The organism is Sphingomonas eleionomae (genome assembly GCF_049889035.1).
Lineage (GTDB): Bacteria > Pseudomonadota > Alphaproteobacteria > Sphingomonadales > Sphingomonadaceae > Sphingomonas.
Genome location: NZ_JBLTWP010000002.1, coordinates 506,906 through 530,728, shown reverse-complemented (window position 1 = coordinate 530,728; position 23,823 = coordinate 506,906). Strand labels below are relative to the sequence as shown.

The window sequence follows — 23,823 nt, the reverse complement described above, 5'->3', positions numbered from 1 at the left end:
GTGTCTCCGGTTCGCCTGCATAAGCTGCGGCAGGAAATATGGTCGTCGAAGAAACCAAGGCTGCCATCAGCAACCGGCGCCCGCTCAATCCGCTTGTCATCGCCATCCCCCACATTCTGCTCATCCTCCCGGGTGCGGGGCTTCCGTTCGTCCGGAATGCTCCTGAAATTGCACTCAAGTGAGCCAGCCGATGGCCTTCGGGTCTTGTGCACGAGCGAATAACTAGTTGACGGTATCGAGGGGCGGATCCTTCGCCCGGCCGACAGCATCGCGGGGGCCACGCTGCGCAACTCGTTCAGAAAAAACGCGTAACGATGCGCAGCCTCTTAGCTGGGCGGCGCGATCAGCCCTGGACGGGCACCTTGCGCTTCAGATCGGCAAATGCATGGACTTGGCATCCGAGTGTCTCGAGCTGCCCGGCAACTGCTGCATCGCTGCACCCACCATCCGCGAATGAGCACAGCGACGAATTGATCGTCACGCCAAGGGGCGTCGGCCATCCCCGAAGGGCATGGGCAATGGAGCGCAGCGCAGCAAGCGTGCTGCCAGTGGCCTGCCACCCATAAGCCGTCACGATGAGGCCCACCGGAAGCCCGTCGAGATAGGGACGTTGATCGCGAGCAGTCTCCTCCAAATAGTCGAGGGCATTCTTGACGATGCCTGAGATGGAGCCGTGATAGCCGGGACTGGCGATCAGCACCCCGTCCGCAGATCGGATCGCCTGGACGAGCGCGTTGCCGGTTGGATGACCTTGCGCGCCCGGCGTCAAGTAATGCGGGAGTGACGCCAGGGCATCGCCGCCGAAAAGCTGGGTCGCAGCGCCCTTGGCCCCGGCGGCGGCAAGCGCGATGCGAAGTGCGTGTTCGGTTGAGGAGCCAGCGCGGGCGGTTCCGCCAATACCAACAATGTTCATTCAGGCCTTGTCCTTGATCGGGCGAGCGCATCTACGCGATCGAGCCATGGACACCGTCGATTGTTGAACACCGGCTGGGGGTCAATCGCGACGTTCGCTCATGCGCCAGCGCTCATCCTTTTGGGCAGGGTTCGACAAATCGGCATCCTCGTCCAGCCGAACGACGACCGATATCTGAACGCACTGCGAAGCTGTCCCGCCCTGCGCGACGGAGTTCACAAAGGCTTCGATCTCCCATTGTCCGGCGGTCCGGCGATGCTTGTGCCGCCCATCGAGACGGGGCTGGCATCAGCCGCCGCATTGGCTTGGTTGGCGGCCAATGCGCTGCCAAGCCCGGCCAACGCCGCCGCGATAAAGCTGGTCAGCATGGGTGATAGCGACATCAGGTAGAAGAAGCAGCTCTTTCCCATCGCCTCAACCGATGGCAGCACGCCGGGAAAGCTCCGGCCTGCCGAACTCGTCGGTAGACCTCAGGCATTGCGCAGTCCAAGCCGGTCGTCGTCATCAACGAGCGTGATGCGCCCTTCCCAGTCCCACAGGACGAGATTGAGCGCCTCTGCGGGAGCGCCGCGGGCAAAGTGCTGATCTGCCGATAGCTTCGGCGCGCTGAGGTTTTGAAGTTCTTTGCCGCATTGCCGCCGTGCCTTGTCGGAATGGAAGCCTCTGCATCGGCCCATCACCGGGGCCGGGAGCTTCTCACCTTTGGCCATGATGTGCAGTTGATGCCGCCAGCTTATGTGAAGCCGTACGTGAAGCGCGGCAAGACCGGATTAGAATGCCTGACTCCAGGCCGCCTTGTAGGCGTCTCATAAAGCCACTTACGAACGATAGTGGCCGACGTCCTCACAGCCATCTGAGCGCTCTTGATCCTTCGTGCGGGCAACTGGTCAAATCCTGAAGTCTTGCAAATATATCGTGGGTTCGATTACTATGGTGGGAGCCGAACTAAGCCTACAAATCGTTGGTTTAGGACGAAAAAGTTTTTAGGCCTTACCGTGGTATATTCCGAGGTATTTGGAAAAATTGGATCGATAAGAATCAAGGCAACTTAGCCGCTTATCAATTTGGTTCGAATCCCTCCCGCTCCGCCACCGGCCATTCCACAAGGGTCCGCACAAGACCGGTGGGATCGACTTTTTCTCCTTGATTACCGACGCTTGGCAGACCGGTTCGGCCTCCGCCGTCCGTGCCCGTCCATGCCCATCCGACGAATTGGAGGGCTCTGAACGTGGTACGCGCGGTCGAAAAACGAGGTATTTTTTGGAGACCGATCGATGCTGACCGTTGCGAAGGTGCGCGCCGCCAAACCGCGCCCGAAACCCCATAAGATCGCCGACGCTAATCGCCTATTTTTGATGGTCCCCATCCGCAGCACCGGGTCTATCCGTACCTGCTGCGCAAGCGGGTGATCGACCGGCCCAATCACGTGTGGTGCGCCGATGTGACCCACATTCCGCTGCGCCGGGGCCTTCTCTATCTGGTCGCGATCATGGACTGGGCAACGCGCAAGGTCCTGGCCTGGCGGCTGTCGAACACGATGGACGCCGGCTTCTGCGTCGCGGCGCTGGAGGAGGTGCTGCCCCGCTACGGCAAGACCGAGATCTTCACTACCGACCAGGGCGGCCAGTTCACGTCGCAGGCCCTCACCCCGGTGCTGCGTGAGGCCGGGGTCCGCCTAGCATGGATGGCCGGGGCCGGTGGATCACCTATTACAACACCCAGCGCCTGCACCCGGGCCTCACCGGGAGGGGCCCGATCGAGCCCTATCGGCAGATCGGGCAATCCGATCATGGGGGGCAGGCCCCCGATGATCTGATGAACAAACAGGCGGCATGAACGACAACCGGGATGAGCTTAACTTGGCCGCCAAACCGTCCAGGAAGGCGGGACCCCCTCAGCGTGGCGCAGTTTACGTCCTTTGGTCGATCAGATTGACGTGCCCATCAGTCCGCCAATGCCTGCCGTCACGACCATCGCCAGCGCGCCCCAGAACGTGACGCGTGCCACTGAACGCGCCGGAGAGGCGTCACCGGCAATCGCACCAAGCGCGCCGAGCACGGCAAGGCAAAGGAGTGACACCATGCTGACTAGCCAGATCAGCAGCGGTGCCGGCGAAAATACGGCCACAAGCAATGGCGCTGCCGCGCCCGCGCTAAAGGTTGCTGCGGAGGTCAGCGACGCCTGAAGTGGCCTTGCAGTCGTGAATTCGGAGAGCCCCAGCTCGTCGCGAGCATGAGCCGCTAACGCATCCTTTGCCATAAGCTGTGTTGCCACTGCTTCAGCAACCATCGGCTGAAGCCCGCGCGCAATATAGATCTGGACGAGTTCTTCATGTTCGATCGCAGGCTCCTCGCCAATCTCGCGACGTTCCTTCGCCAGATTGGCATGCTCACTGTCCGCCTGCGAGCTGACCGAGACATATTCGCCGGCCGCCATGGACATCGCGCCGGCAACCAGTGCTGCGGTCCCGGCGAGCAGGATATTCGCGCTGCCGCTTTCCGATGCAGCGACGCCGACGATCAGGCTTCCCGTCGAGACGATACCGTCGTTCGCGCCAAGCACGGCGGCACGAAGCCAGCCGATCCGCTTTACACTGTGTCGCTCGGGGTGAGTGGTGACGCTGCGCATGACCTTTCCTCTCACCCTTGGTCCATTGCCGCACTAGGTAACATCACCAAGCGCCACATCTGCGGCGCAGGCCTATTTTCCGAGTGGATGCGATGCAGCCGCGTATCGGTTCCGCGTCGATGGAGTCAGGCAATGTACCGCAGCATCCTCTTGCCAGTCGATCTCGATCAGTCACGCTCCTGGAAAAAGGCGCTACCGACGGCCGTTGCACTCAGTCGATGCTTTGATGCGAAACTCTCGCTCGCGAGCGTCGTGCCTGAGCATGTGGCCATGGTCAAAGCGCAATGGTCAGCGATCGGCTATCGCGAGATGATCGAAACAGCGCGCGCAAGACTTGGATCGCTTGCGGCAACCATCGAAGGCGCCGGCAATATCGACTACCATGTGGATTGCGGCGCTATCCATGCGACGATCCTTTCGATTGCCGAACGATTCGAGGCGGATCTCATTGTCCTCTCCTCGCATCGTCCCGTGATGCGCGACTATTTGCTTGGCGCCAACGCACTGCGCGTCCTCCGCCACGCCAAATGCTCGGTATTCGTTGTCCGGGACGCAGCGATCGATGCCGACTGAGCCGGATGCGATCGATCGGGTCTCCGTCTCGCAAGGCACTGATGCAAAGCGTCCGAAGCAGGTCGGATTGGAAGAAGCAGAGGCACGGCGGCGGCTTACGGAGGAAGGCTATAACGAGCTCGCGCGCCGCCGACGCCGATCGACGATTGCCGTTGTGCTCGGGGTGATGCGTGAGCCGATGCTGTTGTTGCTCGTGGCCGGCGGCATCATCTATCTGGCGCTCGGCGATCTGGGTGAAGCCCTGATGCTGCTCGCCTTTGCCGGCTTCTCGATAGGCGTGACAGCGCTGCAGGAAACGCGCAGCGAGCGCTCGCTTGAGGCGCTGAGCGACCTGGCCAGTCCGCGGGCACTGGTGCTGCGCGATGGTCTGCATCGGCACATTCCGGGCCGCGAGGTTGTGCGAGGGGACTTGGTCCTGCTTGGCGAGGGCGACCGGGTGCCTGCTGACGGCTGGATAGTAGAGAATCATGCACTGGCGATGGACGAGTCGCTGCTGACCGGAGAGTCGGCCCCGGTTTCAAAGGCAAGGACAACGGAAGGTGTGGCCGAGACCAGGCCAAGGCCGGGCGGGAATGGCCTTGCCTATGCCTTCTCCGGCACGCTCGTCGTGCGCGGCAGTGGGCTGTGCCGGGTAGCGGCGACGGGAGCGCAAAGCGAAATCGGGCGCATTGGTCAGTCGCTGGTGCTGATGGAGGTCCAGGCGCCGCGGCTCTATCATGAGACACGCCGGCTGGTTGCGCTGTTCGCAATCGGCGCAGTGCTGATCAGCGGGTTCGCCGTGCTGCTGTTCGGCCTGCTCCGCGGAACCTGGCTCGAGGCGGCGCTTGCCGGCATTGCCCTTGGCATGTCGATGATGCCCGAGGAAATCCCGGTGGTGCTCGCCATTTTCCTGGGGATGGGGGCGGTGCGGATGTCCCGCGAGCGCGTGCTCGCAAGACGCGGGGCGGCAATCGAGACACTGGGTTCTGCAACCGTGCTGTGCACGGACAAGACCGGCACGATCACGGAAAACCGCATGACCGTTGCAGAGCTGCGCCTCTCTGACGGGAGCGTCTTTTCTCCCGACGGAACCGAGCTTCCGCACGCCTTTGTGCCGATCGCTGAGTTGGCGCTGCTCGCAAGCGCGCCGCAGGCGGTTGATCCGATGGAGATCGCATTTCACGACCTTGACCGAACGCAGCGCAGCACACGAAATCGCAAGCCCGCAAGAGCCGATTGGGATTTGAGACACCGATATCCGCTCGATCCTGGCCTCTTGGCCATATCCCATGTTTGGCAGACGGGAAGCGCGGCCGAGGACCATCTTATCGCCTCGAAGGGCGCGCCTGAAGCCATCGCCGAGCTGTGTCGATTGGACGGGGATGCGCGTGCGTCGATGCATGTCGCGGTCGACGCGATGGCCCGCGAGGGATTGCGCGTGCTCGGGATCGCCGAGGCGCGCTGGCGCGGAAGTGATTTTCCCGCGACCCAGCGCGGGTTCGAGTTCGTTTTCCACGGCCTGATCGGGCTTCGCGATCCCCTGCGCGCTTCGGTACCTGGGGCCGTAAAACAGTGCCGCAGTGCCGGCATCCGGGTGGTGATGATCACCGGAGACTATCCCGAAACGGCGCGGGCGATTGGTCGGGCCGCCGGAATCGACGAAGGCGAAGTGATCACGGGCACGATGCTCGCTGCGATGGACGATGCCGAGCTGGCGCAGCGTGTTCGGCGCGTGGGCGTGTTCGCGCGGATCATGCCAGAGCAAAAGCTTCGGATCGTCAAAGCCTTCCAGTCCGCAGGCGAGATTGTCGGAATGACAGGTGACGGCGTCAATGACGCGCCAGCGCTCAAGGCGGCTGATATCGGGATCGCGATGGGCAAGCGCGGTACCGATGTTGCGCGCGAAGCGGCGGCAATCGTGCTTCTCGACGACGATTTCGGTTCGATCGCTACTGCGATCCGCATGGGGCGGCGGATCTACGACAATCTGCGCAAGGCAATGGGGTTCATCGTCGCAGTGCATATCCCGATAGCGGGGCTGGCGCTGATGCCCCTGCTCTTTGGGCTGCCGATCCTTCTGGGACCCGTGCATATCGCGCTGCTGCAAATGATCATCGACCCGGTCTGCTCGCTCGTCTTCGAAGCCGAGACCGACGAGGCGGATGTGATGCGCCGCCCCCCAAGGCCGGCGGGCACCCTGCTTCTGTCGCGCGCCTTGCTGGGCTGGTCCATCGCACAGGGATTGGTTGCCCTTGCCAGCGTTGCGGCGGTGTTGATGTGGATGCTGACGGGTGGTGCGCCCGAGACTGAGCTGCGCGGAACGGTGTTCTTCGCACTTGTGGGCGCGATCCTCAGTCTCGTCTTGGTCAATCGCTCCTTCTCGGCGACCCTGCTGGCTGGTTTCGGTCGCCCCAACATGGCTTTAGCGGTGATTGCGGCATTGGCAGCGGCGGTCCTCCTCATCGCCGAATTCCTTCCCGCTGCGGGCCAGCTGCTGGGAATGACCGCGCTCGGCTGGACCGATGGGCTGGTGGCGCTAGGCGCAGGCACAGCCGTGCTTGGCACGCTTCAGGTGGCAAAACATGCCAAGGCAAAGGGGCAGTAACCGGGTGCGCAGACCCACGGCCCGACGGGATGCCGCTATGCCGGATGGCGGCTCGAAGCCGACTTGCCATCGATGCCGGATTGAGTGCGACTGCGTTCAACTGGTCCGGCGCAGCAAGGCCGACTTCATCGCCTCGAGCCGTCCAATCACCGCCGGCATGATTGCAGGCAGATCCTCTGCAATCAGGCCAGGGCCGAATTGCGTCGCCGCAGCTCCATGTATCCAGGTCGCGGCAGCCGCAGCGTGAAAGGATGACATGCCTTGGGCAAGCAGGCCAAGCACGATGCCAGCCAGGACATCGCCGGATCCCGCCGTCGCCAACGTCGGGGGTGCGTTGGTATTGATGATCGCGTGCCCGTCAGGCGCGGCAATGACGCTGTCGCTGCCCTTCAGCACAACGGTTGCGCCGCTCTGGGCAGCGCTGGCACGCGCGCGTTCCAGTCGATCGCCAGCAATGTTGAATAACCTGGCAAACTCCCCGTCATGCGGCGTCAGCACGCAGGGACCGGTTCTTGCTGCATGGAGTGAATCGAGTTTCCCGCTGAATACCGTAAGGGCGTCGGCATCGAGGACGGTTGGACGACCCGTCGCCAACATGGCCAGGACAGCGCCCCGCGTTGCCGATGTCACGCCGGCACCCGGACCAATCAGCATTGCCCCGATGCGCTGGTCGCTGAGGAACCGTTCAAGTGCGTCGGCATCTGCGACCGGATGAACCATGATGCTGGTCAGTGCGGTGGCGTAGATTGGGAAGGCGTCGGGCCCGACAACAACCGTCACCAGTCCTGCCCCCGCTCGCGCCGCCGCTGCCGCTGCCAGGCGAGCAGCGCCGGTGGCCGGGAAGCCGCCCCAAACAACCGCGTGTCCCCTGTCGTATTTATGGGTGGTTTCGTGCAGACGCGGAAGCTGATCGATCCATAAGTCGGGGCTGTTTTCGAAGATCCGGGGATTGACGGCATCGATGATGCCGGCAGCCATGCCGATATCGGCGATGACAAGCTCCCCGCAAAGCGTGCGGCCCGGAAGCAGGAGATGTCCCGGCTTCTTTCGAACGAATGAGACGGTAAGCGAAGCGGCAACAGCACCGGCCGCGACGCCGGTATCGCTCATGACGCCGGTTGGAACATCGACAGCCACGATGGGGATCGCCCGGGACGAGGCCGCCATAAGCACTTCGATCACAAGGCGCGGCAACGCTCGATCAAGGCCCGCGCCAAACACGGCGTCGACAATGAGTTCGGCCTGATCAAGCACGTGCAGGCTGAACGGCTCGATCGGGGACGCCCAGCGGTCAGCGTTGGCCTTGGCAGCGCCCACCAGCTTCACCGGTTCACCGAACAGGGCGAGGCGAACCGGCCAGCCTGCGTCCCGCAGTTTGCGGGCGACGACGAAACCGTCACCCCCATTTTTGCCGGGCCCACACAGGACCGCAACCCGACGACGCGACCAACGGTCCATGATGCAGGCTGCAACTGCCGCGCCTGCATTTTCCATCAGCTGCTGTTCGGAAATGCCCGCTGCGACAGCCAGACGATCAGCCTGCGCCATCTGATCAGTGGTCAATACTGCATAGCCCTGGTCCATGGGTTCATGCCTCATCGCCGCTTTCCTTGAACCCTGCCAACGCGCACATCGTCACGGTTGGTGTTTGATGTAGCGCCGAAACGGATGGAATGGAGCGCAGATCGTTGATCGATGATTTCAGGGTGGTGCGCGCGGCGCTATCGGCTATTGCCGAATTGGTTTCGGATATCGCCGTCGTGCAGCGTGTTGCGTGCGTTCAATGAACAAACCGGCTGGTAGTCATTGCCGCCAGCGCCGCCGTGCTGATGTAGGTCGAAATCGGGCGCCGTCGGCCCAGAGCAAGGCAAACCGGACGGAACCATGAAAGGCTCTCCCAGTCCGGCAGCGAATGCAATCCGGAGCGCGTCGGGAAAGGATTTGGCTCCGAGCTTATGCATGACATGCGAACGGTGAACCTCAACCGTTCGCGGACTAATCCCCAGATCATAGGCGATTGTCTTGTTTGGAAAGCCGCGAACAAGCCCCTCCAGGACCTCCATTTCGCGCGGAGTGAGCGCAGCAATTTTTTGCCTTGCCTGGTCCTCGCGCGCGATCCAGCGCTCCGCCTGCAGCACGTGATCGAATACTGCCTTGACCATTTCCAGCAGTGCCCCGCGATCAAAAGGCTTTTCGATCAGGTCTACGGCCCCGGCTTTCATCGCGTTTACAGCTGCGGCGGTATCGCCATGTCCTGTCAGCACGATGACAGGCACAACAAATCCTCGCTCCCTCATCTCCCATAATGTCTCAAGGCCGTCCTTTCCCGGCATCTGCAGGTCCAGCAACATGCAGCCAGTGCCCGGGGGTCGCTGCTGTTGAAGAAAATGCGAGCCGCTTGGCCAACATTGCGGCTGATAGCTTGCGGCGCGCAGCATGAAACTGAGGGCACGTCTGAACACACCATCATCATCGACGATATGCACGGTCAGGCTGGGCGCTGCCTGGTTCATCAGGTAACGCCTTCGGTCAGTGGCAATGTGAAGCAGAACGCAGCACCTCCGCCGACCTGATTGCGCGCCGAGATTTTGCCGCCATGCGCCTCCACGATCATCTTGCAAATCGCCAAACCGATTCCGAGACCGTCCTGCTTACCCGTGACGAAGGCATCAAAGAGCTGGGAACAATGTCCGGCACCAAGCCCCGGACCGGTATCCGCCACGATTATCTCGGCAAATCTTCCAGCCGGACGGGCGCGGACAAAGATGGTACCACCGCCACCCCGCATCGCGTCGATCGCATTGCGGATGAGGTTGACCAGCACCTGCTGCATCTGAATCCGATCGACACAGACGAGGGGATCGAAACCATCCAGATCGACTTCGGATCGGACGTGCATTTCTGCGGCGCCTGCCATGGCAAGGGTCATGGCATCTTCGATGAGCCGCGAGAGAGGTTCAAAGCTGCGCTGCAAGTCGCCGCGCATGACGAACGCGCGCAACCGGCGAACGATGTTGGCCGATCTCAACGCCTCGGTCGCTGCGGCATCAAGGGCACCACAAGTCGATTCGATCGTACCGCCGGATCGCAGCAAGGCCGCGGCGGTCTGTACGAAGCTGGTGATTGCGGCAAGCGGTTGGTTGAGCTCATGGGCGAGCGCCGCCGCCATGACCCCCATCGCACCAACCCGCGATAGGTGCAGCAGGTCATCGTACAGCGACCGCAACTGCCTGGCCGATTGCTCCTGTTCCTCGAGATCGCGGATGAAGGCGACAAAAACCTGCTTGCCCTGCACGCGGATCCGATCGACGATCATCTCGTATGGAAAAGACGTGCCGTCGCGGCGCACGCCAACGGCATGACGAAAGCGCTGGCCGCCCGTTACGTCTTCCGATCCAAAATATGAGACGATATCAATGTCCTGCCGGGTGCCAGCTGGCAACGACATCAGCTTTCCAATGCTTTGGTTCAGCACCTCATGCTTACCAAACCCGAAAATTTGCTCAGCCGCCGTGTTAAAGAAAAGAACCACTCCGCGGGAATCCATGATGATCATGGCATCAGGAAACGCATGAATAATCTTATTCATCTGGCATGAATCAATTTTACTTATGAAGTCGCCATCGATCGGATCGCGAAATTTTTCATGCCCATGCAACACATCATACTTTTCAGTAGATCCGTTGGCATAAAGATTTTTACTGATGAATTGAGATGGTATCATCATATGTTCTCGATTATCGATTACCCACACTCGATCACGTCTATTGTCGCCACAACCACTGGCGACCTGCCATAAGGAGAATCCCGTAAGCCTGCGCCGACGCTTGCCAGGCCCCGGATGATCCGGTTGCGCGATTCGCCCAGCTGACGGGACGCGACAAAGCCATTCATCGATCCCGGTATCGTTTCGGCGATGAACAATGGGGGACGGAATAAGCAATCGCCCCGCTGTCGATCATGATGAATTCAGCACGGTGCCTGTCGCCAATTGACGCTGCGTTCCAATCCACTGATCGCAGGAAAGACGCGCCCAGGGCGCTGCATGAAACAGAACGCTGCAGCCATCAATGCGCCGGGGGCAGTGATGTTTGCCATTCGAAAGCGTCGAAATCGTGCCGTTAGCGTTCGGTGCCTCGGTTTCGAGGCAGGCAGCCATTGCCTTGCGACTAACGGGCGGAATTGACTGAACCAGGCGCGTTTCAGGCCGCGAACAAGAACCGGGAACGGCTTTCGCTGTTCCCGGTTCCGGCCGGCTATCGATCGCTCAATCCCGACGATGCCGGTATGACTCAAGCCAGCGCGGAGGTGAATCCGTCATGATCCTTAAGTCGAATTGCGAAGGCGCAGCGCTGGGGGATCAGCCATTCCCGGCGCGCTCGGTGACAAGGGTTCGCGTATCCGCGCAGCCCACGCTCATATTCCCCTGGCAAACACACTGGATGCCAATGGCCCTGGCTGGAACGACACCGCCGAATACGGGAATTTCCTGATCGTGCGAATTGCCTGCCGACAAGGCACGTCGATCGGGCCGGCCCTAAAGCGCTGTTGTCTCGATTGACGAGGCGCGGGACGGCACGGCCGATGCGGTGTCAGCCCTTCCAACGAAAGGAGATCCACATGCGTGTGTCCATCATCATCAAGGCGTCGGTTGCGGCTGCAGGCTTCGTCGTCGCCATGCCGGCATTTGCCCAGACCACAGGCGGCCAGACCAATACCACCATCGACGACAACAGCGATGATAACGTCGTCATCAACGATCTGCTCGACGTGTTCTCGGTCGACAACGCCGCTGACAGTTACAGCGAGAGCTACACCAAGACCTATGCCAGCGCCGATCAGGACAATGACGGCAACAACTCGCACAACGGCAATACGATGATTGTCGCAAGCCAGTCCCTCAAAGCGATGAACATCAATCGCGAGCTGGACGAAGTCGTCGATCTGGACGGCGAGGACGGTTCAGAAACCGCTGTTGGCTATAATAGCGGGTCGAACTCGGTCAATGACAATGCATTCGCGGCGTTTGCGGGCATCAACAATGCCGCATGGAACACCGGAATCAACGCCAACACCCAGGCCGCCACCAACATTGCGGCGCAAGGGACCGTCAACTTCGGTGTCAGCGGCAGCGCTGGCAGCGGTGGCGGCGACGCCGACTGACCCCCTGCCTGTCCGGACCGGGGCACCCCGTGCCCCGGTCCGGAAGCTTTTTCAGGCCGGAAGCAAAGGAGCATTTCCATGAATATAAGTCATACCCTCGCCCTCGCGACCGCGCTTTGCTGCGCGACACCTGCTCTTGCTCAATCGAACGATTTGCCGGCGCAGCTTGCGGAGACAGAGCTCGCCGCGCTGCGCGGCGGTCAGACGATCGTGGTCAACAACCAGACGCTTGCCGCAACGACATCGGGCAACATCATGGGCGACAATGTCGCTGGCAACATCTCTCTGGCGGACAATGCCTTGTCCAACTTCAATGGCATCGGTAATTTCGTGATCAATACCGGCGCTCAGAACAATCTTCAGGCTGGCATGACGCTGACGGTCACTGTTCAGCCATGATCCGGTCCGCACCGTCCATGCACCTCCACCTGCCGAGCCTTGGGCTCGCGCGCGCAGCGCTGATCGCGCTGTGCGCGCTATCCGCGGCAGAGGCGCATGGCCAGGTCAGGTTAGGCCCTGAGCAGGGTGGCAACTATACCGTCCGCGTAATGAGCTGGTGGGAAATCCCGTTCCGCACCGTCACGCGCCAAGGCTATGACTTCAGCTGCGGTTCGGCGGCCATCTCGACCCTGCTGAGCTATCATTACGGGCGTCCGGTGTCGGAACGTGAGAGCTTTGCCGCGATGTGGCGAACAGGCGATCGGGACGCGATCCGCAAGCATGGCTTTTCCCTGCTCGACATGCGGACCTATCTGACATCGATCGGCTATCGCGCGGAGGGGTTCAAGCTGACGATGGACCAGCTTCGCCAGGTGCGGCGGCCAACGATCGTCCTGCTCGACCTGAACGGGTTCAAGCATTTTGTGGTGATCAAGGGAATGCGCGGCAACAAGGTGCTAACCGGCGACCCTATGCTGGGCCTGACCCAATATCCCGCCTCGACGTTCGCAAAGCACTGGAATGGCATCGCGCTGGCAATCCTCGCCACGCCGGACAGGCGGCGCCCGACCTTTGATCTGGCCAGTGACTGGGGACCCTGGTCCCAGGCCCCAATGGACGATCAGGGCGCCATGCTGACATCGGTTGGCGACCTGACCAGCTTCTTGCCGCCCGATTACCAGATCTCCCCTCAAATCCTGCTCGACGTCCGGGTCGGCACCGCAAACTAGGATCAGCGACATGCGCGTACCTGCAATCATTCGCTTCATGATGACCACCGGCATGTTGCTGGCAGGGCTGGCATCAACCGCCAGAGCAGAGGAACTGGCGCTTGAATCGATCGAGCCATGTGATGATGCGACACTGGATGCCCAGAGGGGCGGATTCGTCATCGGGGGCATGACCATTTCGCTGGGTGCCGACATGCGGACCTATCTCAACGGCGATCTGGTGATGCAAACCACGGTCCGCTGGCAGGACGGCGGCGCACAGACCGAACGCTGGGTATCCGCCGCGCTGACGCCGGCGACAGCGCAACAGCTGCAAACCGGCTTTATCGAAACGGGGACCCTGCGGCTCAGCGTTGGCAGCCAGCCTGTATTCCTTGCGAATGCAGGCCAGACCGCACTCATTCAGCGAACGGACGGCGGCATTCAGAACATCGTGCTGAACACCGCAAGCGCCACTGCCATGCGCCAGGAAATGGACGTGGCGCTGGATGTGACCGGCTATCAGCCCTTTGGCGACGTGATCGGACAGGCATCGCTTGCAGGCAACCTGAACGACACGATCGCCCGCCTGTCGATCAGCGCCGCCCGTTTCTGATCGTGGCGCTTTTGCGCGTGGTCACAGTCACAAAACGAACGGGAACCGGAGCGTGACGCTGACGTCGGGCGCATCCTCGGTCACGCCGAACTCCACGCCGAAGCTGATGGTCTGGCGCACATTCAGACGATAGGACATGCCGAGCGTCATTGATCCGACCTGCAGGGGTCTGGATCGCTCAATGCCATCCCCAATCTCGGTCTTGGTCGCCATCAGATAGGAATGGCGATACCCCAGTGCGAAGGAAAATCGCGGGTTCAGCGCGAATCCAAATCCCAAATTGCCCGATATTGCATCGCCGGGATCGACATGGCCGATCGGCGCACTGCCGATCAGGCGATCAACGTCGCGGCCGATATGCCAAAGATAGGTCGCACCCGCGAAAATCACCACGGGATCGGACGGCAACAACATGCTGAGACCTGGCTGCACCCCCCAGAAACCGGATCCTGTCGCCAGCCCCGTCGCCACGCCGAATTCGTCATAGGCGATATCGAACGGCCCCTTGCCGGTATCGCTTTTGACCCGCAGCGATGCGACCCAGATCGGGTTCTGACCGCGTTGCGAATTGAGCTGATAGCGTGCTGCAAACTCGATATCGCCGATATCGTCTTCCTTCAGGCTGATGGATCGCACAATCCCCTCGTCGCGCTGCTGCGCCACCTCGATCCGGTCGTACCGGTGCAGTCCGGGGATCCGTGCCTCGATTTCCAGCCGGTTGGTCAGGCCGTAGCGTACGGCCATGGTCGCAGCGATCGTTTCGCGGCGGGCTCGGCTGGCCTCGATCAAGCCGATCTGGATCCCCGGGACCAGCTCGAACCCTCGAAAAACCAGCCGGTCGGTGGCGGATTGGGTATATTCGAACGTCGGATCTATGACGATCCGCCCGGCGGGTGTCAGAACGCCCACATCTTGAGGCACCGCCGCGACCTCGCTGCGAACGTCGCGTTCGACCTCGGGCTGTTCGCCGACCGGCGCGTCCGGCATGGCCGGCTCCGCGGTCTGCTGCGCGGCAGGCGGCGCCGCCTCCGGTCTCGGAGCGCCAGCCTGGGGCGATTTCTGAGCCACGTCGCTTGACGATGGATTCAGCCCCTGCACGCCGCGGCCCCGATAGGTCACGATATCCGCGCCAAGCAAAAGCCCTTGCAGATCATCGATAGCGATCCGTTGCTGTTCGATAATCCGCTGCTGCGCCTCGATCTGCCGCTGCTGTTCGGCAATGGCTGCCTTCAACGCTTCGGCATCGGACACCTGGGGGCTGGCCCAGGCTGCGGATGTGCAAATGCTCGATCCCATGAGCGCGACGAACAGCCGCGCGCTCACAGCGTTGCTCCTGCAAGTCCGAACAGGCGAGTGTCATCGCGATCAACGATCAGCGATGACGGGTCGTCAAGCCCGCCCAACAGCGCCAGGCGGCGTCGATCAATCGCGGATATGCGATGAAGCCCGTCCGTTTCGATGATGCCCATCCGGGCCAGGGTACCCAGCGATCGGCTGACGGTTGAGGGCGTCAGGCCGAGATGGTCGGCAATGTCGACACGCGACATCGGCAGGTCGACAATGTCGCCCCTGCCGATCCGGGATACCAGCCGGTCGATAAAGGCTGCGATCCGCTGGATCGCGCTCGGACGCCGCAACAGCAGAACGCTTTGTTCCAGGCTCGCGATCGCCTGTGCGGCATGGGCGTTGAGCCACTCACCGTCCATTCCGGATAGCGCGTGTCGCCGAAGCACCGTCGGTTGCAGGGTTTCGGCAGATGCGGAATAGACCTCGCTGTTGGTGCCCAGAATATCTCCAGCGAGCGCAAACCGGTCGATATGCCGCGTTCCATCTTCCAGATAGCGGCAAAGTCGAACCGCGCCCTCGACCACCTCGAACCACGCGAAATTCTCTTCCCCCTGATCGAAGACAATGGATTTGGGCTCAAATCTTATCATCGTCTGATCATCGATTATTGCATGAAACCGATCGGTCATCGCTCGCCCCTTATCTGAAACATTTTGCTACAATGTTGTTCAGTTTGCAGATGTTCACGTTCCAGGACGCGCAAAGGCGTCGGACAGATCAAAGGCTAGGGGTCGGCACACTGGGCCAGAATCCGTAGTTTACCTGAGTGTCGGCAAACACTTGGAAACCATGGGCAGAAGCGCGAGCAGGCCGCACGCCAATGTCCGTTTCCGGCCGCACCTGAAAAGCAGCAAAACTCGATGGGTGAAGGCTCGCCTGCGGCTTGAAGTTGTGACAGGCATTGTCCCCGACGAAGCGGACCAGGCGCACGTCCTCGATCCCGTGCCGCTGGCGCAGGTCACCGGAAAGATCACCCGTTGGGATCGGTCTTCCAGCTCACCAGAACAGAGACGAACGCCCGGATCGTCGAGCGTCGCTCTAGCACGCGCCCGATGTCACCGTGTCGGCCGGGACATAGGGCCGCAAGACGACGCGCGAGGGCTGCGGACGCAGCACGAGGTCCAGCGGCTCAGGGCTGAAGGAAGACAATGACCAGCACCCAGAAATCCCGAAACACCGCCCAGGAAAGACAGCCGAGCACAGCGAGCATCAGTGACAAGCCGACAACTGCACCGAGCGTCCGGGTGCTGCGCCTTTCCACCTCACTTTCCGGTGGTGCGGACACGGCGGCCAGCTGCATCGGCACCCATATTGACGAGATGGTCGCCATGGCCGGGACAGGTTGCGGGCCATCGCGTTACGGCATCCCCGCTGGCGCGTCGGGCGACAACCGGACCCATGCAAATGAAGCTGGAGTCGCGGCTCGCTCGAACAAGCGACACCCGGCGCTGCGCCACAGGACGTGCAACGACCAACGCGGCCGCGTTGGAAACAGCCCCGGGTTCCCGCCATCCCGTGTACCCGATCGGCCCGGTTGCGCCGCCAGTCGGCAAAATTGCGGCGATGACCCGTGCAAGTGTCATGACGATGGCCCCGGAACTGGTCTCAGGTTAAAGCCGGTTCGGCCAGCGTGCCCAATGCGTTGTTGTCCGTATCCGCAGCAGGGCGGCAGGTAACATTGCGGATGGCCAACGGCATCGTTTCCCCGCCTTGTTGTCCGACCTTATCAGTGCAACCCAACTTTACGGGTAACCTTGGGGGTCGGGCGACGAGCCACGGGCGGACCCGCTGTCTGTCTGGAAAGCAGTGCTTCCAGCCGGGGCATGGTTCGTGCGGTGATCGTCGGCCAGATGGTCGACCGTGCGGCCCGCCAAACGCGCGCGGCCCGGGCTTCTCTCCCGGCATCGTCGGCAAGCCAGGATCCAACCGCTTCGGCGGTTGCTGGCACGTCTCCGAAACCAACGAGTCTTCCAAGCCCATTACCGAGCAGCTCTTCGGCATGGACATAGGGCGTCGACACGATCGGCTTGCCCAGTGCAAAGGCATAGGCGAGCGTGCCGGAGGTGATCTGCGCGGGATTGCCATAGGGGGTCACATAGACGTCGGCCGCCGCGATCCGGTCGAGCAGGGCTTCTTCGTCGAGAAAACGCGGTTCCCAGCGCAGATTGGCAGCAATGCCGAGCTGCTGGGCGCGGGCGATCAACGACTTGCGATAGGCTTCCCCCTCACGTTCGACAAGGTGCGGATGCGTGGCGCCCACGATCCGGTACAGGGTTTCCGGACAGCGATCGAGAATTGCGGGCATCGCCTCGAGCATGGTCTCAATGCCTTTGTCTCTCGAAAGGAGGCCAAAGGTCAGGATCGTCTTGCGATTCTCCTGTCCGAGGAGATACCGCATGGCGACCGGGGAGATCCGCGGACGATCCGGCGATCCGTGCGGGATAACAGCAATTCGCGCGTCCGGCACATCATAGGTGTCCATCAGCATGGTCCGGGCGCGTTCGGCCATGACGATGAACAGCTCTGCTCGCTTGGCAAGGCGTTCCATCACGTGCCGTTGATCGTTATCTGGGTGGCCGAGCACGGTGTGGAGCGTCACGGCAACCGGAAGGCTGGTAGCATCGAGTAGCTCGAACAGGTGTCTGCCAGCGGGCCCGCCATAGATGCCGAATTCATGCTGGACCCAGATCAGGTCTGCCCCGCTGCGATCGATCCGTAATGCAGCTGCGCGATACGCAGCCGGTTCTTCCTGTTTGATGGTACCACAGACGCTGGTTGGAAAAGCGTATCGCCCGCCGGGATCGATCATGGCATAGTGGTCCACCGCAATCCCGGGTGCAGTCTCCAGCAACGCGTCGCGAACATGGCTGGTATAGGTCGCGAGGCCACAAAGCCTCGGCAAAGCGTTGCCGACCAACGCAATATGTCGCAGCTGTGGACGAACAAGGCGAAGGCCAGGGGGCATTCGGAATGGGGCGCCCCTTGCCGAACCTGGCTCCATCTCCGCACGGGCAACGGGAATCGACCTCATCGAATGATCCCTCATGATCTCGATCGTGGATAGACGGGTGTACTCAGCACCGACCCTGCGACCGGTTGCGAACATTCCGTGGCCCTTGCCCGAGGCGGTCGGGTATTTGCGTCAAAGGGACAATCCCTGTCCGCCGAATTCGTCCGCGATGCATATGCCACATCCGACGTGCGAGCGATTTGACGCGTGCCGCTGGCTACGGCCAGGCAAGGGCCCCGGAGCCGGCTGCGGGGCCGTTTTTGCTGCGCATGATCGGGCTCAGGCCAAGACGATATTGTCGTCGACGCGAAGCACGCCAGGGGCGGCCCAGGCAGCTGCCTCTGCGATTCGCCGCTCATTCCATGCACGAACCCACCCGCCGAGCCTGACGGTCGATCCGTCGACCGACACCTCGATCGAGTTCGCGTCGACTTCAGCAGAGCGCTTGAGTGCAGCAATGATGCGCTCGCGAACGTCAAAGGCTGCAGGACGCTCTCTGACGTTAAGACTGTTTACCACGCTCTTCACGCCGCTGATTCGGCCAGCCGCTTTCGACGCGGCCTGTTTCTGATAGTGCCAGTCCACCTCGCCGGTGAGCGTCACATATCCTTTCTCCACCTTCACCTGGACCCTTCTGTCGGGGATTGAAACATCCCAGGCGAACAGGCTGAGGATCCGCTGCGCGATTTCCTCGTCAGACGTTTTGGGATCGCTCGCGAAGCGAACCTCGATTTCCTGTGCGACAGCTTTTACGCCGATAACACGGCGCGCTGCATGCTCGGCGGCCATTTTCATCGCATAATTTGGGACATGGCCGCTAAGCGTAATCACGCCGCCGTGCGCCGCGACGCCGATATGGCCATGCTCGACATCGGGTGCCCAGCTGAGCTCCTCGACGACATCCTTCTGCAATTGGGTATCCGTTTTCATCATTGGTCTCCGCCATCAACGGTGCGGGGCATCAGGACCCCGGCCTGCCGGACTTTCAACCAACGACACCGATGCGAGAATCAGGAGTGTTGCGTAGTTCGCGTTGGCCGCTTGGAGCCGTAACCGGCATGGCGTCGGGCATCCGACAATCCGACACCCGCAAATGCCGGCTGGCTAAGGGATGTTGCGGATTCGATCCGGTTCCGGACCGCCCCATTCTGGGCATCCCTCAATCAGGATTGAGACCCCTCTTGACCATTATCCGCGCTGGCACTGCTCCACATGACATTCGCGAATGGGCGCACGACTTGCGCAATCTGTTCGGGGCGATCGCATCCGCCCGGCATTTGCTCGAGGATGGACCCGACGACACGCGCAGGCGCCAGATATTGGACGCGATCGAGGCAGCTGCAGCGCGCGGAGGAGCGATCGTCACCAATCTGCTCGCCGCTGCGTCTGAACCACCGCCCGAGACATTCGGCTTGCGCGCGCGCATCTTGCTTCTGGAACCGCTCCTCAACATGATCGCCGGTCCGGGCAATCGCCTGATCCTTGACCTGGTTGATGAGGATTCCTCGATCAAGGCCGTGAAAAGCCGCTTCGATGGGTTGATGATCGAACTCGTCGCCAACGCCAGGGCTGCGATGAGCCGGCCAGGGTCGATCAGGATCCGCTTGCGGGTGCGCCAGGGGCACATCCGGCTCCTCGTCCTTGACAGCGGATGCGGTATGGTCGGGGAGGTCTGCTGCAACCTGCTGACGCAATTGCCGACACTTGGTGCCCACGGAACCGGCTTTCAGCAGGTCCGCCGCTTTGTCGAAGACATGCACGGCAGGCTGCGCCTTCGCAGCAGTCCGGGTGCTGGCACCCTTATCGCGATCGACCTGCCCGCATGGTCCAGCCCCGCGCGCTGGTCCAAAGAACCGCTAGCGCGGGATCGCGCGCTAATGGATATCCCCGGCTATCAGACCGGTGAATGCTCAAACCGGTGACGGCGGCGTCCGTGCAGCAGCGCAGCGCACAGCTTTCGCGCCCGCTCCTCCACACTGGCCAGGCATTCCTCGACATGTTGGGTCGCGCCGCCTTCCACCACGGCGTCGAAATGGACGTGCTGCGTCTCGCAAAAGCCAAAGACGGTCTGGAGATAAAGGTCGAAGGCCTGGTGCAAACTCTGCCATTGCCCCCTCTCCTCAAGCCAAGGGCGGGTCGATGCCGACGAGCTGAAGATGATCAGCTGTTTGCCATGAAGCAGTGGGTGGGGCGTCAAGGTCTTTAGATTATCGGCGGCAAAACCGGCGCCGAAGACGCGGTCGACATAGCCCTTGACGATTGCAGGCGGCATGCCGAACCAGATCGGGTAGACAAGCACAATCACCTCGCAATCGCGGATATGGTCGAGTTCGATCTTGACGTCTTCGCCGAGCGCGCCCCGACCAGAGGTCGATCGCTCGGCGGCGGTCAGGCAGGGGTTGAAGCCGAGGATGTAGAGGTCCCGAACCACCGCTTCCTGCCCGCAAGCGCGAACGGTATCGCCATAGGCGGCAGCGACCGCGTGATTGAAGCCGGCGGGTCCGGGGTGACCGAGGACGATCAGATGTCGGATCTGGGATTCACGGCCGTCCATACCAATTTCCTTCAAATGACCGAACATTGCACAGCGATGCGCGCGCCTCGGCGGGGTTGGCGAAGACTGGTCCGAACCAGGTCCTGGTGCCCATGGCCCCGACAGCGGCGCAAGGGTCGCGGGTTGATCGCGCAGCCATCAACGCATCTCCTTCCCGATGCATGCCAGCGTATCGGCTGCCCCTGAACCGCCCATTCGGTACTTTACGTATCGCCCTGCCAACCCGGACCGGCGTCCGCCGCGGATGTGAGCAGACGCGCTGTCGCCTCGCGCGGGTGGCGACGCATGCCGGTTTGAAGTGCGTATTCTGGTCAACCTGATCTGCGACGCTTCCGGGCTTGCGCCAAATGAGGCACTCGAAACCGAAGCGGTCGGTCGCCGCAAGGCAGCGGCATGACCCTTCAGAATCGACCTTCGCCCATCCCGGCCGCGAACGCGATGCGCAACGCTTCCGAAAGGCTGCGTGCGCGCAGTTTCGACATGATGTTCGCCCGATGCACCTCGACGGTGCGGGGACTAATGCCGAGATCGTAGGCGATCGTCTTGTTAGGATACCCTTGCGCCAGGCCATCCAGAACTTCACGCTCGCGATCGCTCAGGACCCCGAGAACGACTTCCGCGTCGGCCGCGCGGACCATGGTGTCCCTCGACGCTTCGATGCACCTGAACGCACGACCGACCGCATCATGCAGCACATCGGTGTGGAACGGCTTTTCAAGAAAATCGACCGCCCCGGCCTTCATCGCCCGGACGGCGGCCCCGACATCGCCGTGACCGGTCAGTACGATGATCGGCATCGTCACGCCGCGCTGGTTCAGCTGCTGCTGAAGCTCCAGGCCGTCCATCTCCGGCATTCGCAGGTCGAGCAGGATGCATCCGGTTTCAGCGTGCCTGACTTCCTTCAGAAAGCTGACCCCGGATTCCCAGGTCCGGACCGCATAACCGGATGTTTTGAGGAAAAAGCTCGCGCCTCTCCGCACGGCATCTTCGTCATCGATGATGTGGACCAACAGCCTTTCGCTCATGCCAAAGCCTCCGTGTCGGCCCGGACCAGCGTGAAATGAAAGGCGGTGCCCCCAGCCGGGACGGGCTCCATCCAGATTCTGCCGCCATTCGCCTCGACGATCGTTCGGCAGATTGAGAGCCCCAGCCCCATGCCGTCCAGCTTGGTGCTGTTAAAGGCTCGAAACAGATGATCGACGATCTCAGGCGCCACGCCCGGCCCCGTGTCGGAAACCGTGACGCGGACGAAAGCCGTGTCATCAGTTGCAGCCGCGATGGTCAATATGCGCCGCTCCGAATGCGCCATCGCTTCGACGGCATTGCGGATCAGGTTGATCAGGACCTGTTGAATCTGAACCCTGTCGACGAGCACGGCATCCAGATGGCGGTCAATTTGGAAAGCGACCTCAACGCCTAGCTCGCGCGCGCCAATCAATGCCAGTTTCGCGGCATCATCGATCAGTTGAGACAGCGGCTCGACTGTCTTCTCGATATCGCCGCGCGAAACAAATTCACGCAGCCGACTGACGATGCTGCCGGCTCGCAGCGCTTCGTCCACGGCACGGTCCAGGCCCTCCTCGATCATGGCGTGATCGTCGGCATTGCCTTCTCGATGCAGGTTTCGGACGCCGCCTACGAACGTAATGACCGCCGTGATCGGTTGATTGAGTTCGTGCGCCAGCGTCGAGGCCATGGTCCCCATGGCGCTGATCCGGGCGGCATGGACGAGCCTCGAACGCAGTTCCTCGATCCGCGCATCGGCCTTCAGCTTCTCCGTCAGGTCGTCGATAAAGCCAATGAACATCCTCCGCTCGCCGGCCACCACCTCTCCGATCACAAGGTCATGGGGAAAGGTCGTGCCGTCGCGTTTTTGACCAAGGACAACTCTCCCGCGCCCGATGATCCGCTTTTCTCCGGTGGCAAGATAGTGCCGGATATATCCGTCATGCGCATGGCGATCCGCGGTCGCCATCAGAATACCCAGATTTTGCCCCACCACTTCGTGCTCGCAATAGCCGAACAATCGCTCTGCCGCGGCCGAGAAAGAGAGGATCTGACCCGTTTCGTCGGCCACCACCATTGCCTGGGGAACGGTGGTCAGGATCGCTTTGTGGAAACTTTCGCTGGCTGCGATTTGCTGTTCGGATGCACGCTCATGGGTGATGTCGCGGACGATCTTTCCAAATCCGCGCAGGTCGCCATCGGGCCCGTGCAATGCTGTAACGGTCACATGTGCCAGGAATGACGAGCCATCTTTTCGAATGCGCCAATCCACCGCTTCGAACCGGCCTTGGTCAGCTGCACGCTTAAGGTCAGCATCGGGCTGGCCAGCCGAGACCGACGCTTCGGGATAAAAGATTGCGCAGTGCCGGCCGATGACTTCATCCTCGGCCCAGCCCTTCAGCCGCTGGGCGCCCTTGTTCCAGATTGTCACAACCCCTTGGGGGTCGAGCATGTAGATGGCGTAACCCGCGGTTCCGTCGATCAACAGGTTGAGTTCTTCGGCCAGTTCGTCGGCAAGGTTTGCCCGCCGCTCCGCACGAGCGGCATTTTCCCGGGAAACGCGTTCAATACTTCTGACCCAATGGCCAATCCAGAGAATGATCCCGCACGTCAGGGCAAAGGAGAAGAGCTCGACCATCCTGTCCGCACCGGACAGGCCGTTTGCTTGGATGACGAACAAACCGGCAAGCACAGCGGTGAAAATGGCGGGAGCAATGCCGCCAAAAATGGCCACAACCAGTATGCTTGCCGTAAAAAGCAGAAAATAGGCGCGATCCCCCAACAGCGGTTCGGGGGCCAGCCGAAGTGCTATAGCGACACAAGCCGTCGCGACGGCAATTCCGTAGCGGCGAACCGGGCCCATCGCGCGGATGTCGTGGCCGTCCAGCACAGCGCCTCCCACCCCTTGCCGCCGATCGCTACGGCCGCCTTTCTGCTCTTTTTTTGATTATCGCACGATTTTGACCAAAATGGAATAATTTTCAAATTGATCCCATTATCATGCAGGACACGCCAAAATTGTCCTGGGTGAAATTAGGGATTATTCGTCAAAATAATCAGATAATGAACCGGATATGATATAGTTAAATCTGCTCCGGATTTTACGGATTATTTTCATGTGTAATTATACAGATTCTTGGATGAGAATCAGCCATCGGAATGCTTTAACGAATATCCTGTCCACGGATTTCAGAAATACTCAACGACACCTGATTCCCATCTGCTGCAGGGCTGAGCACCGCCCGGTGCTTGTGATGGCGCTCGACTGCCGGTTTGCAGGG

General features: G+C 61.3%; 22 protein-coding genes and 2 pseudogenes. 11 read left to right on the top strand and 13 right to left on the bottom strand.

Annotated features, from left to right (window positions below; all coding sequences use genetic code 11):
• Nucleotides 1-38: 38 nt before the first annotated feature.
• On the top strand, nt 39-182 hold the full coding sequence (locus tag ACNI3Q_RS06760) for a hypothetical protein (RefSeq protein ID WP_426275109.1): 144 nt from the start codon (nt 39-41) through the stop codon (nt 180-182).
• A 161-nt stretch (nt 183-343) separates the two neighbouring features.
• Here ACNI3Q_RS06760 and ACNI3Q_RS06755 read toward each other — a convergent pair whose 3' ends face one another.
• On the bottom strand, nt 344-913 hold the full coding sequence (locus ACNI3Q_RS06755) for an NADPH-dependent FMN reductase (protein WP_426275107.1): 570 nt from the start codon (nt 911-913) through the stop codon (nt 344-346).
• 60 nt (nt 914-973) lie between these two features.
• Between ACNI3Q_RS06755 and ACNI3Q_RS06750 the strand changes: the two genes are divergently transcribed.
• The 3 genes and pseudogenes from ACNI3Q_RS06750 to ACNI3Q_RS06740 form a co-directional block, all read left to right on the top strand.
• On the top strand, nt 974-1,303 hold the full coding sequence (locus tag ACNI3Q_RS06750) for a hypothetical protein (RefSeq protein ID WP_426275105.1): 330 nt from the start codon (nt 974-976) through the stop codon (nt 1,301-1,303).
• Between the two features lie 206 nt (nt 1,304-1,509).
• A pseudogene (locus ACNI3Q_RS06745) lies at nt 1,510-1,680 on the top strand (IS110 family transposase); the annotation flags it as partial.
• A gap of 593 nt (nt 1,681-2,273) precedes the next feature.
• Nucleotides 2,274-2,749, top strand: a pseudogene (locus ACNI3Q_RS06740) (DDE-type integrase/transposase/recombinase); the annotation flags it as partial.
• Nucleotides 2,750-2,839: 90 nt separating this feature from the next.
• On the opposite strand, the gene ACNI3Q_RS06735 reads toward ACNI3Q_RS06740, so the two are convergent.
• Entirely contained in the window at nt 2,840-3,541 is a 702-nt protein-coding gene (locus ACNI3Q_RS06735) for a VIT1/CCC1 transporter family protein (protein WP_426275103.1), read from the bottom strand.
• Between the two features lie 132 nt (nt 3,542-3,673).
• Here ACNI3Q_RS06735 and ACNI3Q_RS06730 point away from each other — a divergent pair, with 132 nt between their 5' ends.
• Both ACNI3Q_RS06730 and ACNI3Q_RS06725 read left to right on the top strand, forming a co-directional pair.
• Nucleotides 3,674-4,114 carry a universal stress protein gene (locus tag ACNI3Q_RS06730; protein WP_426275101.1) on the top strand — a complete coding sequence of 147 codons (441 nt, stop codon included), beginning with the start codon at nt 3,674-3,676 and terminating at the stop codon, nt 4,112-4,114.
• A complete protein-coding gene (locus ACNI3Q_RS06725) occupies nt 4,104-6,698 on the top strand; it encodes a cation-translocating P-type ATPase (RefSeq protein ID WP_426275099.1) in 2,595 nt (864 codons plus the stop codon). The genes ACNI3Q_RS06730 and ACNI3Q_RS06725 overlap by 11 nt, the downstream gene beginning before the upstream one ends.
• Nucleotides 6,699-6,794: 96 nt before the next feature.
• Here the strand turns inward: ACNI3Q_RS06725 and ACNI3Q_RS06720 are convergent, their stop codons facing one another.
• From ACNI3Q_RS06720 to ACNI3Q_RS06710, 3 genes are all read right to left on the bottom strand, one after another.
• The gene (locus tag ACNI3Q_RS06720; RefSeq protein ID WP_426275097.1) at nt 6,795-8,282 is read right to left on the bottom strand and encodes an NAD(P)H-hydrate dehydratase; all 1,488 of its coding nucleotides are present in this window, start codon (nt 8,280-8,282) and stop codon (nt 6,795-6,797) included.
• 137 nt (nt 8,283-8,419) lie between these two features.
• Nucleotides 8,420-9,211 carry a response regulator transcription factor gene (locus ACNI3Q_RS06715; RefSeq protein ID WP_426275095.1) on the bottom strand — a complete coding sequence of 264 codons (792 nt, stop codon included), beginning with the start codon at nt 9,209-9,211 and terminating at the stop codon, nt 8,420-8,422.
• Nucleotides 9,211-10,425, bottom strand: coding sequence for a sensor histidine kinase (locus tag ACNI3Q_RS06710; protein WP_426275093.1), 1,215 nt, complete (start codon nt 10,423-10,425; stop codon nt 9,211-9,213). Before ACNI3Q_RS06710 ends, ACNI3Q_RS06715 begins: the two co-directional genes overlap by 1 nt.
• 893 nt (nt 10,426-11,318) lie before the next feature.
• Between ACNI3Q_RS06710 and ACNI3Q_RS06705 the strand changes: the two genes are divergently transcribed.
• From ACNI3Q_RS06705 to ACNI3Q_RS06690, 4 genes are all read left to right on the top strand, one after another.
• Nucleotides 11,319-11,861: a hypothetical protein gene (locus ACNI3Q_RS06705; protein ID WP_426275091.1), complete on the top strand. Its 543-nt coding sequence runs from the start codon at nt 11,319-11,321 to the stop codon at nt 11,859-11,861.
• 153 nt (nt 11,862-12,014) lie between these two features.
• Entirely contained in the window at nt 12,015-12,260 is a 246-nt protein-coding gene (locus tag ACNI3Q_RS06700) for a hypothetical protein (protein ID WP_426275089.1), read from the top strand.
• Nucleotides 12,257-13,030, top strand: coding sequence for a C39 family peptidase (locus tag ACNI3Q_RS06695; RefSeq protein WP_426275087.1), 774 nt, complete (start codon nt 12,257-12,259; stop codon nt 13,028-13,030). The genes ACNI3Q_RS06700 and ACNI3Q_RS06695 overlap by 4 nt, the downstream gene beginning before the upstream one ends.
• A 10-nt stretch (nt 13,031-13,040) precedes the next feature.
• Entirely contained in the window at nt 13,041-13,625 is a 585-nt protein-coding gene (locus tag ACNI3Q_RS06690) for a hypothetical protein (protein ID WP_426275085.1), read from the top strand.
• Between the two features lie 27 nt (nt 13,626-13,652).
• Here ACNI3Q_RS06690 and ACNI3Q_RS06685 read toward each other — a convergent pair whose 3' ends face one another.
• From ACNI3Q_RS06685 to ACNI3Q_RS06665, 5 genes are all read right to left on the bottom strand, one after another.
• The gene (locus ACNI3Q_RS06685; RefSeq protein WP_426275084.1) at nt 13,653-14,948 is read right to left on the bottom strand and encodes a transporter family protein; all 1,296 of its coding nucleotides are present in this window, start codon (nt 14,946-14,948) and stop codon (nt 13,653-13,655) included.
• Entirely contained in the window at nt 14,945-15,601 is a 657-nt protein-coding gene (locus ACNI3Q_RS06680) for a helix-turn-helix domain-containing protein (RefSeq protein ID WP_426275082.1), read from the bottom strand. Before ACNI3Q_RS06680 ends, ACNI3Q_RS06685 begins: the two co-directional genes overlap by 4 nt.
• 500 nt (nt 15,602-16,101) lie before the next feature.
• Nucleotides 16,102-16,302 carry a hypothetical protein gene (locus ACNI3Q_RS06675; RefSeq protein ID WP_426275080.1) on the bottom strand — a complete coding sequence of 67 codons (201 nt, stop codon included), beginning with the start codon at nt 16,300-16,302 and terminating at the stop codon, nt 16,102-16,104.
• Between the two features lie 396 nt (nt 16,303-16,698).
• A complete protein-coding gene (locus tag ACNI3Q_RS06670; protein ID WP_426275078.1) occupies nt 16,699-17,781 on the bottom strand; it encodes a glycosyltransferase in 1,083 nt (360 codons plus the stop codon).
• Nucleotides 17,782-18,261: 480 nt separating this feature from the next.
• Nucleotides 18,262-18,915, bottom strand: a complete 654-nt coding sequence (locus ACNI3Q_RS06665; protein ID WP_426275076.1) for a BON domain-containing protein — start codon at nt 18,913-18,915, stop codon at nt 18,262-18,264.
• Between the two features lie 68 nt (nt 18,916-18,983).
• Here ACNI3Q_RS06665 and ACNI3Q_RS06660 point away from each other — a divergent pair, with 68 nt between their 5' ends.
• The gene (locus ACNI3Q_RS06660; RefSeq protein ID WP_426275647.1) at nt 18,984-19,904 is read left to right on the top strand and encodes an ATP-binding protein; all 921 of its coding nucleotides are present in this window, start codon (nt 18,984-18,986) and stop codon (nt 19,902-19,904) included.
• Here the strand turns inward: ACNI3Q_RS06660 and ACNI3Q_RS06655 are convergent.
• The 3 genes from ACNI3Q_RS06655 to ACNI3Q_RS06645 all read right to left on the bottom strand — a co-directional run bounded on the left by ACNI3Q_RS06655 (nt 19,877) and on the right by ACNI3Q_RS06645 (nt 23,432).
• The gene (locus ACNI3Q_RS06655; RefSeq protein ID WP_426275074.1) at nt 19,877-20,536 is read right to left on the bottom strand and encodes an NAD(P)H-dependent oxidoreductase; all 660 of its coding nucleotides are present in this window, start codon (nt 20,534-20,536) and stop codon (nt 19,877-19,879) included. The genes ACNI3Q_RS06660 and ACNI3Q_RS06655 overlap by 28 nt on opposite strands.
• A gap of 401 nt (nt 20,537-20,937) precedes the next feature.
• A complete protein-coding gene (locus tag ACNI3Q_RS06650; RefSeq protein WP_426275072.1) occupies nt 20,938-21,561 on the bottom strand; it encodes a response regulator transcription factor in 624 nt (207 codons plus the stop codon).
• Nucleotides 21,558-23,432, bottom strand: coding sequence for a PAS domain S-box protein (locus ACNI3Q_RS06645; RefSeq protein WP_426275070.1), 1,875 nt, complete (start codon nt 23,430-23,432; stop codon nt 21,558-21,560). Before ACNI3Q_RS06645 ends, ACNI3Q_RS06650 begins: the two co-directional genes overlap by 4 nt.
• Nucleotides 23,433-23,823: the final 391 nt, after the last annotated feature.